Origin of the sequence: Filobacillus milosensis (assembly GCF_004402015.1) — a bacterium.
GTDB classification, from domain to species: Bacteria; Bacillota; Bacilli; order Bacillales; family Alkalibacillaceae; genus Filobacillus; species Filobacillus milosensis.
The window spans coordinates 91144-106782 of the sequence record NZ_SOPW01000006.1; the positions used below are offsets into that span (position 1 = coordinate 91144).

Genomic DNA, 15639 nt, shown 5'->3' on the forward strand with positions numbered 1-15639 from the left:
TCACCTATTTCTTAATAGTTCATTTAGAATGGTTTTCTCAGCTTCTGTCTTAATTTCATCTTTGATTTGATTAACATCAAAATTAATGTGTTTCTTGAAAATACGATGATTTAATAGCTCATCAATGTACGCATCAATATCCTCTTGTTCGTCAACCATTTGCAATACTTCACCAATAAACGGGTTCGTTTGCTTTAATTCATCTCTATTATAATTTGGATGAGTTACAATACTACACTCATTCACCCAAACCCATGAAGAATCATTCTCTTCTTCTTCATTGATAAGGTTTAATATTTCTTCTTCTTGTTCTCGCGTGATTTCAAAGCCAGACTCATTAATATAAATTTTTAACCTGATAAATACTTTTTCCTTTTGCTGCTTATAGTTTTCTTTAACTTTTTCTATCGTTTTAATGATATCTTCAACTTCAGTCATTTCTTCAAGGACTATTTCTTCGGATTGGAATGTCACTTCTTGTAATGGATAGAACTGAAGATCAGTTTGATTGGATGTCATTTCAACGATGTAACAGCCTTTTGGACCAATTTCTTTCATGTGTCGTCCTTGAATGTTCCCTGGATAAACAGCATATGGTTGCGTCATTAAAATATCTCGTTTATGTATATGCCCTAATGCCCAATAATCAGCTTCCACATCTTTTAAATCCTCTAATAAAAACGGAGCATACGTGTCATGGTCGAGATTATTTTGTAGACTTCCGTGTAAAGTTGCAATATGAAATGGCGCATGGGTGGTCTTCTGATACTGTTCCACCATTCTTTCGCTTACTGATTGTTCCCAATAACTAAAACCGCTAATTTCTACTAATGGCTGCTCATTTTGATCAAATGTGACATTTGAAATGCTGCCGGTTGGGAAAACATAAGTATTGGACGGAAAATTTAATTCTGCTTTATTTAACATCATATAGTCATGGTTACCAAAGCTAATATAAGCCTGAATGTCATGACTGTTTAATTTCTCTAATCCACGTTTCAATTCAACCAATGCTTTAATGGAATTCGAATCTTGATCAAATAAATCACCTACGATTAAGACAAAGTCAACTTGTTGGTCAATGGCTACATCTATTAAACGTCTAAATGCCTTTAATGTACTGTCTTTAATGTCCTGATAGATACGATTAGGTAAATTTTTCATCCCTTTATATGGGCTATCTAAATGTAAATCTGCACTATGTAAAAAACGAATAACTTCTTTTGACATTTTCAGCCTCCATCGACATTTTCTATTTATATTTTACCAAAAACAAAACGCGAATGCACGTTCGGTAATTGTGTTTTTAAATTTTTTTCAATTCCTTGTCTATTTACAAAAATCGAATAAATCCATATGATTAATATAGAGAGAATTGAGGAGGAATTTAAATGAAGACCTATTTTTTAACTGCCTTTTCACAAAAAGGTGAAGCTTTATTAGATGAACAGTTCGAAGCTGCTAATGATGATGAGGCCAAAAAAATCGGAAAGCAAAAACTTGAAGAAAACAATCACTCAAAAGATACACATCGTTGCGTGTCACCGGACGGTCGATTAGTCCTATTCCATAGATAATATTCAAAATGAATAAAACCCGAATCCGCTTCAAAAGGGATTCGGGTTTTAATATTATTGCTCTTGGTCTTCACCATAAAGCTCTTCTAATGGTTTAGTAATAATTTTACTAATGTCAGAAATTAATGTATTTAAACGTTGTTCTTCTTCCATTAGTTTAGAGATATCTTCTTGCTGCTGAACAAGCTCAACAACTTGCTTAGCTTGGTTTACCTCTTCTTCTGTAATCTCTTGACCTTGCATTTGTTTTTGCTGTAAGTTCAGCTGAGTTTCACGGAAATCATCAAACATTTTTTTCGTTTGAGGATCATTCATTACTTTATCATATGCTTGTTGTAATGATTTAAATTCTTCGCTATTACGAAGACCTTTTTCAAGATCATAAGCTAAATCATAAATGTTACTCACAATATACCTCCTAAAAGTTCATTACTTTCCTACTGTAACAAAGAATTCACACGGTGTATAGTGATTTACGTCTAAGCGATAAATAGAACAATTAACCCTTGGATAAAACCAATGATTCCACCAAGAAGTGCGCCTAGATATGTAATCATATTCATTTCTTTCTTAGTAATTTCTAAAACCAAGCGTTCAATACGAGATACATCAAAGGTTTCCACTTCTTTTTTGACTAGTTCAAAAAGATTTAGTTGCTCAAGCAGGGCTGACATTTGTGTTGAAAGCTTCTGAAAAGCAAGCTGAACAATCTTTGGAATCCATTCATTTTTAATTAAATCTAATTTACTCTCTAATAACTGCCCAACTGGTTGGTCTAAATAAGTCTTAACATTTAACTCTTTAGTTATAAATGCTGCAAGGCTTTCTTCCAAATCATTTTGGTTGAATAATTCTCTAACAGACTCCACATCTTTCTCTTTAAATTTAAGCCACTCTTTTTTTAGTAATTTTTCAACCGATTGATGCGTTTCCTCAGAGCTTAAAAACATGGTAATCGCGGGTGTGATTTTCTCCGCTAAGCCATTCTCCCCTAAATAAGAGGAAACCATATTCCCTAAAAACCCTTGACTTTGTAAAAATTTTGATGCACTTTCAGAAATTTTGTGTTTGCCTTCTTCACTCGTTAAATATTGTTCGATTTGATTAATTACATACGTAGTGAAGTGTGGTAATTGTTCTTCAATAACCACCAAGAGGTCTTCAGGTAACAGTTCACTAATGGGTTTGTTTTTATTTTTCTCGTAAAGATTCTTTAACTTACCTGAAACCATTTCCTCTACATGTTGTTCTAGCTCTTCAACTTCAAATTCTGGATGAATTTTTTGTATTAACTCTAATACCGTGTATTCTTTATCAATCAGTTCATCAATTTGACTATGGATCATTGCGATAATTTTCTGTTGAAAATCCTTTTCTAAAACTTTATTTTCAAGCGCATCGCTGGTCACCAAGTATTCAGTTACCACACGGCCTAATTGTTCGGCTAATTCTGCTCTTCGCTTTGGAATTAACCCTGGCGTAAATGGTAATCGCCAATTCCCTATATAAACTACTTCATATGGTCTAAATAACATCTTAATTGCTAAAAAATTCGTCACTCCACCAATAAGAGCTCCAATAATTATCATGATAAAAATAATAAGTACTGTATTCATGTGATCACCCTTTTTCGTAATTCATAACACTCTATTTTTAGCATGAATAACGATTTATTACCAGTATTGACTATAACAACAGCGCACAAACTAAAAGTAAATTGAAGGGAGGTTTTGAGTTGGCGAAACCAGGTAAAAGAGATGAAGACAGTCGAAGCGAATATGATATTGATGTTGATCGTATGTTGAATGAAGGTTTAGCCGGTGGAATTGTAAGACCAACGTACAATCGTGTATCGATTGAAGAAGCACATGAAATTAGAAAAAATAATGAACCTTTCAGCCCTGCCAATGAAATTCGTACAGAAGAATAATATATAAATTGAGGCCTTCCTGAAAGGGGAGGTCTTTTATATATTAAGTCCTAAACATAAAAAAGAGGGCCTAAAAAGACCCTCTTATTTTATAAGGTGCAGGCAAGAGTTTTTATTGATTTGCTCTTACCTGCAGTTGATTCGTCTTTGATTTTTAGAGGTTATCAATTGACGCTTTGTTACTTAGTGCCACCTAATTGTTGTTCTGCCATTTGTACAAGACGTTTAGTGATTTCACCACCAACTGAACCGTTAGCGCGTGAAGTTGTGTCTGGTCCAAGCTGAACACCAAATTCTTGTGCAATCTCAGTTTTCATTTGGTCTAAAGCTTGAGCAACACCTGGTACTACTAATTGGTTTGAGCTGTTGTTCTGTGCCATTGTATCTCACCTCCTGTGTATCCATATTTTCTACAGGAGGCTAAAAGTTATTTACGGTAATTTTTGCTACTTTTTTGGTTATTTTTTGGCATTTGGTTTTGTCATTTCTTTAGGAACAACAAGTTTATCAAATTCATCTCCATCAAGGATTCCAGTCTCTTCAGCAGCTTCGCGTAAAGTCAGGCCTTTTTCATGAGCATACTTAGCAATTTTAGCTGCATTTTCATACCCAATATGAGGGTTTAAAGCAGTGACAAGCATTAATGAATCATTTAAATATTGTTCAATTTTTCCATGATCAGGCTCTAGTCCAACAAGGCAACGATCAGTGAATGACTCCATGCTGTCGCCAAGTAATTGACATGACTGAAGGAAGTTATAAGCAATCATTGGTTTATATACGTTTAATTCAAAGTTACCTTGACTTGCTGCAAAACCAATTGCAGCGTCATTACCCATCACATGTGCTGTTACCATTGTAATGGCCTCACTTTGTGTTGGATTAACTTTACCCGGCATGATTGAGCTTCCTGGTTCGTTCGCTGGAATAGTAATTTCACCAATTCCACAACGAGGACCACTTGCTAACCAACGAACATCGTTGGCAATCTTCATAAGATCAGCAGCTAACCCTTTTAATGCACCATGTGTATGCACTAATTCATCATGACTTGTTAATGCATGGAATTTATTTGATGCTGAAATAAATGATCCTTTCGTTTCTTCGTTAATTTTCTTAGCAACCGTTTCAGCAAAATCTTCATGTGCATTGATTCCTGTACCAACTGCTGTACCACCAAGTGCAATTTCACGAACATATTTTAAAGAATCTTGAATCATGGATTCAGTTTTTTCTAACATGCGATGCCAGCCACTAATCTCTTGTCCAAGTGTTAATGGTGTTGCATCTTGTAAATGAGTACGACCGATTTTCACAATATCAGCATAAGCATCCATTTTTTCTTTTAACGTCTGCTTCATTTTAGCTAAAGAAGGTAGAACGTGTTCTTCAACTTTTTTAACAGACGCAATATGTAGCGCTGTTGGGAATGTGTCGTTAGAGCTTTGGGACTTATTTACATCATCATTTGGATGTAGTCGTGTCTTTTCACCTTTCTCCTCCAGCCACTTATTACCAACATGTGCAATGACTTCGTTCACATTCATGTTTGATTGAGTTCCACTACCTGTTTGCCAAACCACTAATGGAAAATGTTGATGTAATTCACCTGATAATATTTGATCAGCTGCATGAGCAATTGCATCAGCTTTTATTGAGTCTAATAATCCTAATGATTCGTTAGCACGTGCTGCACTCTTTTTAAGAATAGCGAACCCTTCAACAATCTCGTTAGGCATTTTTTCGTCACCAATAGGGAAGTTCTGTTTGCTTCTTTGAGTTTGAGCTCCCCAATATTTATCACTTGGAACCTTGATTTCGCCAAGTGTATCTTTTTCAATACGATAATCCATAAAATATCCTCCTTAAGCTTGTTTATCATCATTTATAATAATATCAAAAAACACTTATGAAAACGAATAACAGACTGAAAAATGTTTAAGTCATAAAAAAAGATGCGGAAAAATCCGCACCTTACTCAACTAGCCCAAAGTATTCTTCTACCGTTAAACCTGACTGATATATTTTGGTAGCAAGTTCTACTCCAAAATACCTTAAATGCCAAGGTTCATAACTGTATCCTGTTATATGGCTTTTGCCTTTTGGGTAACGAATTACAAAGCCATATTTATGTGCATTCTTAGCCACCCATTCCCCTGGTGCGGTGTTTCCAAATTCCTGTGTTAAACTCATTCCGACAACAGCTGCAGTTATATCCATCGTTAATCCTGTATGGTGTTCACTATGTCCAGGTACTGCTGAAAATTTGTCTGCCCATTCCTGACCATTGGTTTCAACATAGTGGTTATAAAGCCACGTTTGCGTTTGTATTGAACGATAACCCGATTGAGCCACTAAATCATATCCAGCTTCTTTAGCAGCCGCAAATAGCTCCTCTAGAGCTTTAGCAGCTTCTTTACGCATTAAACGTTTTGCCGCCCCCTCTTTTGCATTATGAGGCACATTGGGCTCCACTAACCCCTGTGGTACGAAATTATTTGGTAAACGGTAAGTTTTATTTAATATAACATCAATAGCATGAGGATTACTCACAACAATTGACTGATCTTCTTGATCTTTTGGTTCTTCTTTAGATTGTTCATCATCAGTCGAGGAATCTTTCTCATCGTCTGGATTGGTTTCATTATCTTTGTTTTCATCTGTATTATCATTTTCATTGGTATCATCAGATTGATCAGGTTTGTCTTTTGGTTCTTCTTCACGTTCAGGTGCTTCTTTGTCTTCTATAACATGATTAATCGTGTCAACCAAATCTCCCTTTAATGACTCCACAGTATCTTGATTACATCCAGCTAATGTTACAATTCCTGTTAGCAAAAGTAATATTTTTTTCATAAAATCCCCATTCATTATTTTTTCTTTACATTCATGTTAACACTATTACTAAACAGTGACCAAAGACCTTTTTACTGTTTTACGAACTTTTTTTGATGGAGAGTACAGAAATTGTAATTAAAAATGTATCTTTCAGCAAAAAGCGAAGGCGGGCGACTCCTTGTCGACTAAAATCGGCCACGTCCTGCGCCTGCGGTTACTCGGCGCAAACTATTGCAAAGATGTAATTCAAGTAGCATTTGTGACCAACACCGACACTTGACTTCGGAAAGCGTCCGCCTGTATCGATTCGCAGAATCAACACTAAACTTTAATCAAGATTATGCGTAGTGCTTAACAGTGACAACACATAAAAAAGCCACCCCATTTCGAGGCAGCTTTTCGCTCATCTACTTTAAATATTTAGTATATTTTTTACTTAATGTATCAAATGCTTGATAATCTTTTTGATCAATTGCTTGATTGATTTGTTCTTCTAAAGCGTCTTTATTCCACTTGAACACTAATTCATCTAGCACTAGGCGTGCCGCTAATTTAATTTCATACGGGACTTCTTTCTTCGCTTTAATGGCTACCCGTTTTGGAAATTGATATCTAATGAGCACATAAGAGGTTACTTGTTTTTTCATCTTTTTTCCCCCTTACTCCCTTTTTTCTATTATAATAAAAAATCAGAAAAAATTGCAACAATATTCAGAAAATATGCGAAAAAATTTATTAGAAATAGCTGGAAGGGTAAATGTCTAGGCGATAGTCTTTACTTATATATAAATATTAACTAATAATCTTGTGACAATATTATTCTATTTTAAAATAAAAAAACCCCTGACATGAATTCATGTCAGGGAAAGCCTCTTGTTGGGAGAGAGGTGTATATATGAACTTCGCTAAGAAGCGAAGAGTTCAACATTATCGATTGTTAGGGCCTTTTCCATTACCCTTCCCTTTGCCAGGGTTATTATCTTTACCCTTAGCTTTACCAGCTTTTTCTTGGGCCTTATCTTTGCCAAATGATGCTTTAGTGTTACCTTTTGCCGATGCTTCTACTTCAAAGTTTTCTTCGCGATCTCTTTCAACGCGAACTTCTGTATCATTTTCTTGATCAACTTCTACAGTTGTATCTTCTTCTACAGTATTTTCTTCATCAGAACCTTCTTCTGTTGTTTCTTCCTCATCTGTTTCTTCAGTATTTTCTTCTGTAGAGTCATTTTCTGTTGTTTCTTCTTCAGTATCAGTAGACTCTTCAGTTTCTTCATCTTCACTAGGTTGTTCTTCAGTTTCATCTTTGAATTCATCAGTGATTTCATTTAGCTGTGCATAAAGATCTGATAAATCATCATATTTAGCTTCTAAACGATCTAAAGAACGCTCAATGTTACGCTTTAATGCTTTTTTAGCCATTGGGTTCTTTACTTTTTCCATGTTCAAAGCAAGTGAAATTACATTCTGACCAACAACTTTAGCTTCTTCCTCTTCTTCGTTACCTTCATCATCTTCTACTGTTTCTTCCTCATCAGTAGAATCTTCGTCTGTACTTTCTTCTTCGTCAGTTTCTTCAGTATCTTCCTCTGAGTCTTCTTCAGTTCCCTCTTCTTCAGAGTTTTCCTCTTCAGTGGATTCTTCGTCAGTTGACTCTTCTTCGTTTGTTTCTTCGTCAGTCTGTGATTCTTCAGCTTCGTCTAATACAGTAAGAGCTTCTTCAACAATCACATTAGCTTCTTCTTCGTTACCTTCAGCGTATAACGCTTCAGCTTCTTCAATTTGCTGTAAAGACCAATCTAATAGCATTTGAAGACGTTCAGTATCTTCTTCTTCAAGTGCTAACGTTAACTGTTGAGAAACTTGTGTATAATACGAGAATAATTTTGACTCTAAAGTCGTTTCTTCAGTTACTTCCACTTCATTCATGCTTTTGTCTTCTTCAGAAGTGCTGTCTGTTTCAGTTGTTTCATCAGTTGTATCTACTGAACCTTCTTCAACAACAACTTCTTCTGTTTGTTCTTGTTCCTCATGTTCATCTGCAGCAACACCTAAAGGAGCTAATACCATAGATGCTGTTAAAGTAGCTGCTGATAAAGAGTTGATTACTGTTCTGCGTTTCATTCGATCACCTCTTCTGTTATTTTCACTCATAAACTACGAAAGTAAGGTGATCATTTTTGGGGGTTTTTTAAATAAAAAATAAAAAAATTGTCTAAATATTAAAAAGAAGCCCGTTATGACGAGCTTCTCAACATTCAATTAATCTGATATTTTTTTAGTAATTTCGTAAGTCCTTTTTGCTTGATGCTCTACAGCTTTTTGTATATCATCTTGAATATTTCCTTCACCATCTACTGTGGCACTTGTACCATAAGGGTTTCCGCCTGAACCAAAAATCACTTCATCTGTATAGCCGGGTCCAGCAATAATCACACCCCAGTGGAACATGGATGTATAAAAGTTAGCAAGTGTTTGTTCTTGTCCACCATGAGGGTTTTGAGCAGAAGTCATCGCACTACATACTTTATTAACTAATTTCCCTTCAGCCCATAGTCCTCCGCACATATCCATAAATTGTTTAACCTGAGCTGGTACGTTACCAAACCTTGTTGGAATACTGAACATAAATCCATCAGCCCAATCCAGATCTTCCGGAGTTGCTTCTGGAACATATTTTGTTGCTTCATAATGTTTTTTCCATGCTGGATTTTGCTCTATTGCACTTTCTGGAGCTGTCTCAGGAACTTTTATTAATTTCACTTCAGCCCCTGCTTCTTTCATTGCCGCTTCAGCCCATTGTGCCATCTGATAATTGGCACCAGTTGAACTATAATAAAAAATTGCCATTTTCGTCATCTAATCACTCCTTCTTTAAAGATACATTATTAAATTTTCCCTAATCACCAAATAAATAATCAAAAAAAAGCACGTTGATTTAATCAACGTGCTCCTTCACTTTATTTAGATGTAACCATTAACTCTTCTGCTAAAAACTCTATGTTATTCCATCCGTATGCTGTTTCTTCATATGTGCCATCACCAATCGTGACATTTTCAGCTTCAACCTTTTTAGCACCATATTTAACATAAAAATCACCGTATGGATTATTAGTTAGAATCCAGACTAATAGAGAATAATACCCATCAGATAAACACTGAGTTACAAACTTCTTAAATAGTTTATAACCGATTTTTTGTCCTTGAAACTCCTCTAGAACATAAATATCATAGATTTCAGCTTCATAATCAAAATTATCCGTTCTTTCTTTACCACCTGATATGAAGCCAACAATTTCTCCACGCTCATCCTCTGCTACGTACACATATTGTTTGACCTTACTTGAGGACAGTGTCGTCTCCCACATAATCGTTCGGTGTTCAATATTCATGACTCGTTTTAAATCCTTCTCTGCAATTAATGGTTCATAAGTAGATTTCCACGTTTGATCATGGATTCCTGCGATCTGTTTAGCATCATCTAAAGTAGCTGCTCTTACGTTTATCATCGTACCCCTACTTTCTATTTACATAGTTAATAAGTAAACCGTTAGAATAGAACCGATGACGGCAAAAATAACATTTATATTGGTTAATGCAATAACTGCTGCAACCACACCACCAGCAATACCTACTAACGGTTGTTTTGGAAAAACATCAATCATAATACCTGGGAAAATCAATGCCCCTAATGCAGCAAATGGAATCGCATTAAGCCATCGATTGACCCAAGGTTTAAATGTCGATTGTTTCATCAAAAATGCTGGAAGGAACCTAGGAACCATGGTAACAATAGCCATACCAATAATGGTTAACATAATCATGATTCATCTTCCTCCTTCAATAGGAATACCCCTAAAAAACTACCGATAATCGTTGATATGACAATTGCCCAGCCTTTAGAAACAGATAGCACTTCCATAAATATAAAATTCAACCCCATACTAAATACAGCAATGGCACCTAATCGCCACTCTTTCTTTATAGACGGAACAAGAAGACCTATAAACATGGCATACAATGCAATCCCCATACTTTCACTTAGAGCCTGAGGTATTACTTCCCCTAATAATGCTCCAGCCAGGCTGCCAGATATCCACCCTACATAAGCAAATAAAATTAAAGATAAATAGAAGTATGTTCCATATTGATGTTTTGCTTGATTGCTATGTAATGATGAAACAGCAAAAGTTTCATCAGTTAAACCCAATGAAAGTGGGAATCTCCACCTTAATGGAAATGCTTTTGTCGTATTCATGAATGACATGCTCATTATGAAATGCCTAAAATTTAATACAAATGTTGCTATGACGATTTCAACAAACATGGCTCCTGCTGAAAACATTCCTGCGGCCATAAATTGAGCAGCACCAGCAAACACCAGCACACTCATCATCGTTGTTTCAAAAGTGGATAAGCCTGACTCTTTAGCTAATACGCCATAGGCTACCGCAATTGGCAAGTAACCTAAGAAAATAGGTAAACCTGCCACTAATCCTTTTTTTATAGCTTCTTTTCTGCCAAATTGGTCTGCCGAAGTCATTGTTTGAGCATGATCCATCCTGTTACCTTCTTTCTTTGACTATACTTCTGGATAGTGTGTTGGATGTAATATATAAGCTAACTTTTTAAGACCTTCTAATAATCTAGGTGAAGGACGGCAATAAAGATATTCTTCTAAAACATGAATCTTGTTCTTCTTAATAGCATTAATTTCCTCAGACCCTTCACGTTTACGAATTAAATCTGGGTTCATTTTTTTCTCTTGAACTCCAACCCATACCATACATATTTCATCTGGGTTTTGTTTGATCACTTCATCCCATTCGGTTTGAACGCTTGCTTGGTCGATATGGCTAAACACGTTTTCAGCGCCTGCTAATTTACTAATATAAGTGAGCCAATTTTGGCCACCGGGTGTAAAGATTGGTTTCGGCCACCATTCCCAATATATTTTTTTTGGGTCTGCAATATTATTAGAAATTTTACGATAATCGTTTAATGTTTGATAATATACACCATAAACTTGTTGCGCTTTTTCCTCACAACCAGTATGTTTTCCTACAGTTAGAATATCTTCTGCAATCTCATCTAATGAGTTAGGGTTTAAAATAATGTAAGGTAGCCCTTCTTCTTCTAACTTTTCAATATTTTTCTCCATCCCTGGAACACTTAATGAAGCTAATACTAAATCTGGTTTCAACTTGACAACTTTTTCTACTTCAATATTTAAATCCCGACCAACCTTTGGTAGCTGTTCAACGTCTTTAGGCCAATCCGAATCATTATCCACACCAACAACCTGGTCCATTATGTCTAAATAAGCCAAGATCTCTGTATTACTTGGGCATAGTGAAACAATTCTCACGATTATCACCCTTTAACTAAATAGTTGAATAAGCACATAAAGCAAAACAGTAATGATAACTACTAACCAAGCTGGTTTTTGCCAGAACTGCAGTAAACTAAAACCAACTAATGCCACAGCAAAATCAACGCCATCTGTTACCGCACTTGTAAATATAGGGTCATAAAATGCTGCAACTAAAATACCTACTACAGCAGCATTCACACCAATTAATGCTGCACGGACCGCCTTAAATTGACTAATAGACTTCCAGAAAGGCAGAATACCAACCAATAATAAGAATGATGGTAAAAATATGCCTAAGGTTGCAATTACAGCTCCTGGCAGAGCGGCCGCTACTTGCCCTAAATAACTTGAGAATGTAAATAAAGGTCCAGGAATGGCTTGTGCAGCACCATATCCTGCTAAGAACATTTCTTCAGATAAAAACCCACTCGGTACAAGTTCACGTTCTAATAAAGGTAAAACGACATGCCCACCTCCAAAAACAAGTGAACCCACTCGATAAAAAATATCAAACAGATGAATATAGACATGATCGACGGTACGGCTTATAACAGGTAATGCCACTAACAAAATAAAAAATAACGATATGCTGAAAATACCGACAGTCTTTGATAAATTTAAAGTTAAACTTGTTTGAGTATCCAGTTCTTTATGTTTAAATGCTATATAGCCTGCTGATGCGGCTAATATAATGACAATAATCTGTGTTGAAGCAAATGGAAACAACAATAATACAGCTGCAGCGGAAATAGCGAATGCAATCCTCGGCAAATCGGGTGTTAATTTTTTACCCATATTCAAAATCGCATGGGCAACAACAGCTACTGCAACTACTTTTAATGCCGCTATAAATGTCGAATCCGTGACGTCCGCTTGGACAATAAACATGGCAAAAAGAATTAAAGCTATGACAGACGGCAAAGTAAAACCAATCCAAGCTAAAATCCCGCCAATTATGCCTCCACGAAGCATGCCAATAGATATACCAACTTGAGAACTTGCGGGTCCAGGTAAGAACTGACACAATGCAATTAAGTCAGCATATGTTTTATCATCCAGCCACTTCTTACGCTTAATATATTCTTCTTGAAAATAAGCCAGGTGGGCAACTGGACCACCAAATGATGTTAAACCTAGACGCGTTGCTACGAATAAAATTTCTAAGTAATGTTTGAATGAATGCAATATTGTCATCCTAACTCATTTATTTTTTCAAATAAAAAGGAACTGTTTTTAATAAAACAGTCCCTTTCATTTTATCATATTATATTTTGAATTGTTTAACCTGCGTATTTAATTTTTCTGCTAAATTATTCAATTCTTCTGCGGCTCTGGAGACTTCTTCCATAGAACTATTGGCTTCTTCAACTGTTGCGGCTGTCTCTTCGATTCCTGCAGCTGACTCTTCTGAAATTGACGCAATTTCTTCAACCGACTGATTCATTTGAACACTGTCATCCATTACATCTTTCAAGCTAGAGGAAATCTCTTGAACTTTACCTGTGACTTGGTTAACTGATTCATTAATCTGATCAAATGTCTCTTGGGTACTCTTCATTTGTTCAGTCCCTTGTTCAACCTCATCATAGCCTGTTTCTAGGGATTGAGTCACATTAGCTGATTCAGATTGAATATTACCTACAATTTTTGTAATGTCGCCGACAGAATTTGAAACTTGTTCAGCTAATTTTCTAACTTCATCTGCAACGACAGCAAACCCTTTACCATGTTCACCGGCACGAGCCGCTTCAATGGCAGCATTTAAAGCTAACAAATTCGTTTGTTCTGCAATGTCTTGTATGACTTCAACTAATTTAGAAATTTCTTTTGATTGTTGATCCAAACCTTTAACTTTCGTAACTGCTTTTTCAACAATCTGATGAATGCGTTTCATCTGTTCTGTTGAAGCAACCATCTTACTGCGCCCTTCTTCAGTTAAAGATAAAACTGAATCTGATTCCTGAGCCACATTCTCACCATTTTCATAAGAGTTTTTAACTTTATGTAAAAACCCTTCCATCATTTCAGAAATATTCGAAGCACTTTGAGCCTGGTTTTCTGAGCCAGAAGATAACTCTTGCATTGTTGATGCAATTTGTTCACTACCTTCACGAACTTCATTAGACGATTGAGTTAATTGTTGGCTCTGACTAGAAACAGATTGAGACGCATCTGTAACATCCGACAATATTTTAGATAAATTAACTTTCATTGAATTTAAGGATTCTGATAAACGTCCAATTTCATCTTTACCTTTATATTCAAGATTATTAACCGTTAAATCACCCTTAGCAATGACATCCGCCATTTCGACCGCTTTATTGATGTTCTTTCTGACGTTACGACTAATAAAGAATAATAAAATGATAGAAATTAGAGTTGCAACTAAAATTCCAATACCAATTGCAGAAACAACCTGTGCAAAGGATTCTTTCGTATTGTTATAAGCTAAGTCATACTCTGCTACGACCGATTCCCTTAATTCATTTAATAAAACTTGAGTATCTTCTCTTACTGCTGCAAGCTGAGATCGAGCCGAAGCTGCTGCTGAATCATCCCTGGCTGATATTGCCGGTATTATTTCGTCATTAAAGAATTGATTTAACTCTGCATTATTGGCAGAAATTTGATTCATTAATTCTAATTGACCACCTTCTAAACGAGGTCTGACCATGTTTTCTAATTCTACAAAACGTTCATCTAAAGTTGCGAAATCCTCTCGATAACTATTTGATTTATATTCTATATAATCTACCACGATCAAATCTTTTTGTAAGAAAACTGAGTTCATTTCGTCAATTAAAATGGCACGTTCACTGCGACGATCCTGTGCATCAACTTGTTCATCCGCTTGTTGTAAACTCCAAAACACTGCCCCCGTAGCAGCTAAAAATAAAATAATAGTAATAACTGATACGAGTCCATATTTTTTACCAATACTTAAATTTCGCCATAATGAATATTTCTCTTTTGTCTTTTTTTCTCTCTTAGGCTTAATCTTTACTTTCTCTTTCTTGTTTTTCTTAAAGAGTTTTTTCAAAATTTCCCCCACCTTTTATGTAAAAAAAACTTATAGATAAAAAGTATCACTATTTCCAACAATTCGCAATACGAATTATTTAAATTTTGTAACATTTTGAGAATTTCTGACTAAATATGAGGAAAATAATAATTAATTTTATGATAATATTTGTAAAATGTTACCGTTGGGATCAGATATAAAAATAACTCGCTGATATCTATCTTTGAAGATTTTATAATTTTTTGTATCTAATAAGCGATAATACTTAAAAATTTTAAAGGGTGATTGCATTTTAACAGCTTCAGTAAACTTCTTGAATAAAACCAAATCCGGCTGATTATGACCCTTAATTATAAAGTCTTTATTCGTATTTAATTTTTGCCTTGAACGATGGAGGCTTGTTTTAATTGATTCATTACTTACCCTAAACATGTCAGCAATTTCTTGAGATGTATATTGAAATACATCTTTCAAAGTGACTAACATAGCTTGATGAAGAGGAAGAACAGAACATAAAATTTCCAATAAAGAATCCCACTCATATGATTGATCTATCGTAGCTATTAATTCTGCTTGGTCAGTGAACGTTTCTTTTTGTTTTCGTTTTCCATCGATCAATAGATTTCTAGCCATTGTAAATAAAAAGGATTCATTCATCTCTTTATCAGGGTCATCTTGCTTAAGTTTAATGTATTTAATTAATGTTTCTTGAACTAGATCTTCTGCTTCCCACTTTGAAGATGTTAACGATAAGCAATAGTTATATAATTTTACAGTTAATTCTTCTAGCTTCACTTGATCAATTTGCATTTTAACTCCCTAAAATATTTTTATTTATATGTAACTTTTCACTCATTATATACGTTCATTAGTCGAAATAAAAATTAAGGAGAGTGTTTTT

At 35.2% G+C, this 15639-nt stretch carries 18 protein-coding genes; 2 read left to right on the forward strand and 16 right to left on the reverse strand.

The window, feature by feature from the left end; genetic code table 11:
* The gene (locus E3U55_RS07290) at nt 1–1230 is read right to left on the reverse strand and encodes a metallophosphoesterase family protein (RefSeq protein WP_134339775.1); all 1230 of its coding nucleotides are present in this window, start codon (nt 1228–1230) and stop codon (nt 1–3) included.
* A 161-nt stretch (nt 1231–1391) separates the two neighbouring features.
* On the opposite strand from E3U55_RS07290, the gene E3U55_RS07295 reads away from it, so the two are divergent.
* A complete protein-coding gene (locus tag E3U55_RS07295; protein WP_134339776.1) occupies nt 1392–1577 on the forward strand; it encodes a YhzD family protein in 186 nt (61 codons plus the stop codon).
* A 54-nt stretch (nt 1578–1631) separates the two neighbouring features.
* Here the strand turns inward: E3U55_RS07295 and E3U55_RS07300 are convergent, their stop codons facing one another.
* Together E3U55_RS07300 and E3U55_RS07305 are read right to left on the reverse strand one after the other, a co-directional pair.
* Nucleotides 1632–1985 (reverse strand): YlbF family regulator, encoded by a 354-nt coding sequence (locus E3U55_RS07300; RefSeq protein WP_134339777.1) that lies wholly within the window; start codon nt 1983–1985, stop codon nt 1632–1634.
* A 71-nt stretch (nt 1986–2056) separates the two neighbouring features.
* Nucleotides 2057–3193 carry a DUF445 domain-containing protein gene (locus tag E3U55_RS07305; RefSeq protein ID WP_134339778.1) on the reverse strand — a complete coding sequence of 379 codons (1137 nt, stop codon included), beginning with the start codon at nt 3191–3193 and terminating at the stop codon, nt 2057–2059.
* A gap of 119 nt (nt 3194–3312) precedes the next feature.
* On the opposite strand from E3U55_RS07305, the gene E3U55_RS07310 reads away from it, so the two are divergent.
* Nucleotides 3313–3507: a hypothetical protein gene (locus E3U55_RS07310; protein WP_134339779.1), complete on the forward strand. Its 195-nt coding sequence runs from the start codon at nt 3313–3315 to the stop codon at nt 3505–3507.
* A gap of 179 nt (nt 3508–3686) precedes the next feature.
* On the opposite strand, the gene E3U55_RS07315 is transcribed toward E3U55_RS07310, so the two are convergent.
* From E3U55_RS07315 to E3U55_RS07375, 13 genes are all read right to left on the reverse strand, one after another.
* Nucleotides 3687–3887 carry an alpha/beta-type small acid-soluble spore protein gene (locus E3U55_RS07315; protein WP_134339780.1) on the reverse strand — a complete coding sequence of 67 codons (201 nt, stop codon included), beginning with the start codon at nt 3885–3887 and terminating at the stop codon, nt 3687–3689.
* Between the two features lie 78 nt (nt 3888–3965).
* Nucleotides 3966–5360, reverse strand: coding sequence for a class II fumarate hydratase (gene fumC, locus E3U55_RS07320; protein WP_134339781.1), 1395 nt, complete (start codon nt 5358–5360; stop codon nt 3966–3968).
* A 121-nt stretch (nt 5361–5481) separates the two neighbouring features.
* Nucleotides 5482–6363 (reverse strand): D-alanyl-D-alanine carboxypeptidase family protein, encoded by an 882-nt coding sequence (locus E3U55_RS07325; RefSeq protein ID WP_194840840.1) that lies wholly within the window; start codon nt 6361–6363, stop codon nt 5482–5484.
* A 389-nt stretch (nt 6364–6752) separates the two neighbouring features.
* Nucleotides 6753–6992 (reverse strand): IDEAL domain-containing protein, encoded by a 240-nt coding sequence (locus tag E3U55_RS07330; RefSeq protein WP_134339783.1) that lies wholly within the window; start codon nt 6990–6992, stop codon nt 6753–6755.
* Nucleotides 6993–7272: 280 nt separating this feature from the next.
* A complete protein-coding gene (locus E3U55_RS07335; protein WP_134339784.1) occupies nt 7273–8466 on the reverse strand; it encodes a hypothetical protein in 1194 nt (397 codons plus the stop codon).
* Between the two features lie 138 nt (nt 8467–8604).
* On the reverse strand, nt 8605–9201 hold the full coding sequence (gene wrbA, locus E3U55_RS07340) for an NAD(P)H:quinone oxidoreductase (RefSeq protein ID WP_134339785.1): 597 nt from the start codon (nt 9199–9201) through the stop codon (nt 8605–8607).
* Nucleotides 9202–9302: 101 nt separating this feature from the next.
* On the reverse strand, nt 9303–9851 hold the full coding sequence (locus E3U55_RS07345; protein WP_134339786.1) for a GNAT family N-acetyltransferase: 549 nt from the start codon (nt 9849–9851) through the stop codon (nt 9303–9305).
* Between the two features lie 18 nt (nt 9852–9869).
* A complete protein-coding gene (locus tag E3U55_RS07350) occupies nt 9870–10166 on the reverse strand; it encodes an AzlD domain-containing protein (protein WP_134339787.1) in 297 nt (98 codons plus the stop codon).
* Complete coding sequence (locus E3U55_RS07355; protein ID WP_134339788.1) at nt 10163–10903, reverse strand: AzlC family ABC transporter permease; 741 nt, start codon at nt 10901–10903, stop codon at nt 10163–10165. Before E3U55_RS07355 ends, E3U55_RS07350 begins: the two co-directional genes overlap by 4 nt.
* A gap of 21 nt (nt 10904–10924) precedes the next feature.
* The gene (locus tag E3U55_RS07360) at nt 10925–11710 is read right to left on the reverse strand and encodes a cobalamin-binding protein (RefSeq protein ID WP_134339789.1); all 786 of its coding nucleotides are present in this window, start codon (nt 11708–11710) and stop codon (nt 10925–10927) included.
* A gap of 12 nt (nt 11711–11722) precedes the next feature.
* Entirely contained in the window at nt 11723–12901 is a 1179-nt protein-coding gene (gene chrA, locus E3U55_RS07365; RefSeq protein WP_228547496.1) for a chromate efflux transporter, read from the reverse strand.
* Nucleotides 12902–12980: 79 nt separating this feature from the next.
* On the reverse strand, nt 12981–14756 hold the full coding sequence (locus E3U55_RS07370; RefSeq protein WP_134339791.1) for a methyl-accepting chemotaxis protein: 1776 nt from the start codon (nt 14754–14756) through the stop codon (nt 12981–12983).
* A 138-nt stretch (nt 14757–14894) separates the two neighbouring features.
* On the reverse strand, nt 14895–15548 hold the full coding sequence (locus tag E3U55_RS07375) for an RNA polymerase sigma factor (protein ID WP_134339792.1): 654 nt from the start codon (nt 15546–15548) through the stop codon (nt 14895–14897).
* Between the last annotated feature and the right edge of the window lie 91 nt (nt 15549–15639).

Coding starts and splice junctions, on each gene's coding strand:
- E3U55_RS07290 (WP_134339775.1), bottom strand. CDS start 1,230: ATGTCAAAAGAAGTTATTCGTTTTTTACATAGTGCAGATTTACATTTA.
- E3U55_RS07295 (WP_134339776.1), top strand. CDS start 1,392: ATGAAGACCTATTTTTTAACTGCCTTTTCACAAAAAGGTGAAGCTTTA.
- E3U55_RS07305 (WP_134339778.1), bottom strand. CDS start 3,193: ATGAATACAGTACTTATTATTTTTATCATGATAATTATTGGAGCTCTT.
- E3U55_RS07315 (WP_134339780.1), bottom strand. CDS start 3,887: ATGGCACAGAACAACAGCTCAAACCAATTAGTAGTACCAGGTGTTGCT.
- fumC (WP_134339781.1), bottom strand. CDS start 5,360: ATGGATTATCGTATTGAAAAAGATACACTTGGCGAAATCAAGGTTCCA.
- E3U55_RS07325 (WP_194840840.1), bottom strand. CDS start 6,363: ATGAAAAAAATATTACTTTTGCTAACAGGAATTGTAACATTAGCTGGA.
- E3U55_RS07330 (WP_134339783.1), bottom strand. CDS start 6,992: ATGAAAAAACAAGTAACCTCTTATGTGCTCATTAGATATCAATTTCCA.
- E3U55_RS07335 (WP_134339784.1), bottom strand. CDS start 8,466: ATGAAACGCAGAACAGTAATCAACTCTTTATCAGCAGCTACTTTAACA.
- wrbA (WP_134339785.1), bottom strand. CDS start 9,201: ATGACGAAAATGGCAATTTTTTATTATAGTTCAACTGGTGCCAATTAT.
- E3U55_RS07345 (WP_134339786.1), bottom strand. CDS start 9,851: ATGATAAACGTAAGAGCAGCTACTTTAGATGATGCTAAACAGATCGCA.
- E3U55_RS07350 (WP_134339787.1), bottom strand. CDS start 10,166: ATGATTATGTTAACCATTATTGGTATGGCTATTGTTACCATGGTTCCT.
- E3U55_RS07355 (WP_134339788.1), bottom strand. CDS start 10,903: ATGGATCATGCTCAAACAATGACTTCGGCAGACCAATTTGGCAGAAAA.
- E3U55_RS07375 (WP_134339792.1), bottom strand. CDS start 15,548: ATGCAAATTGATCAAGTGAAGCTAGAAGAATTAACTGTAAAATTATAT.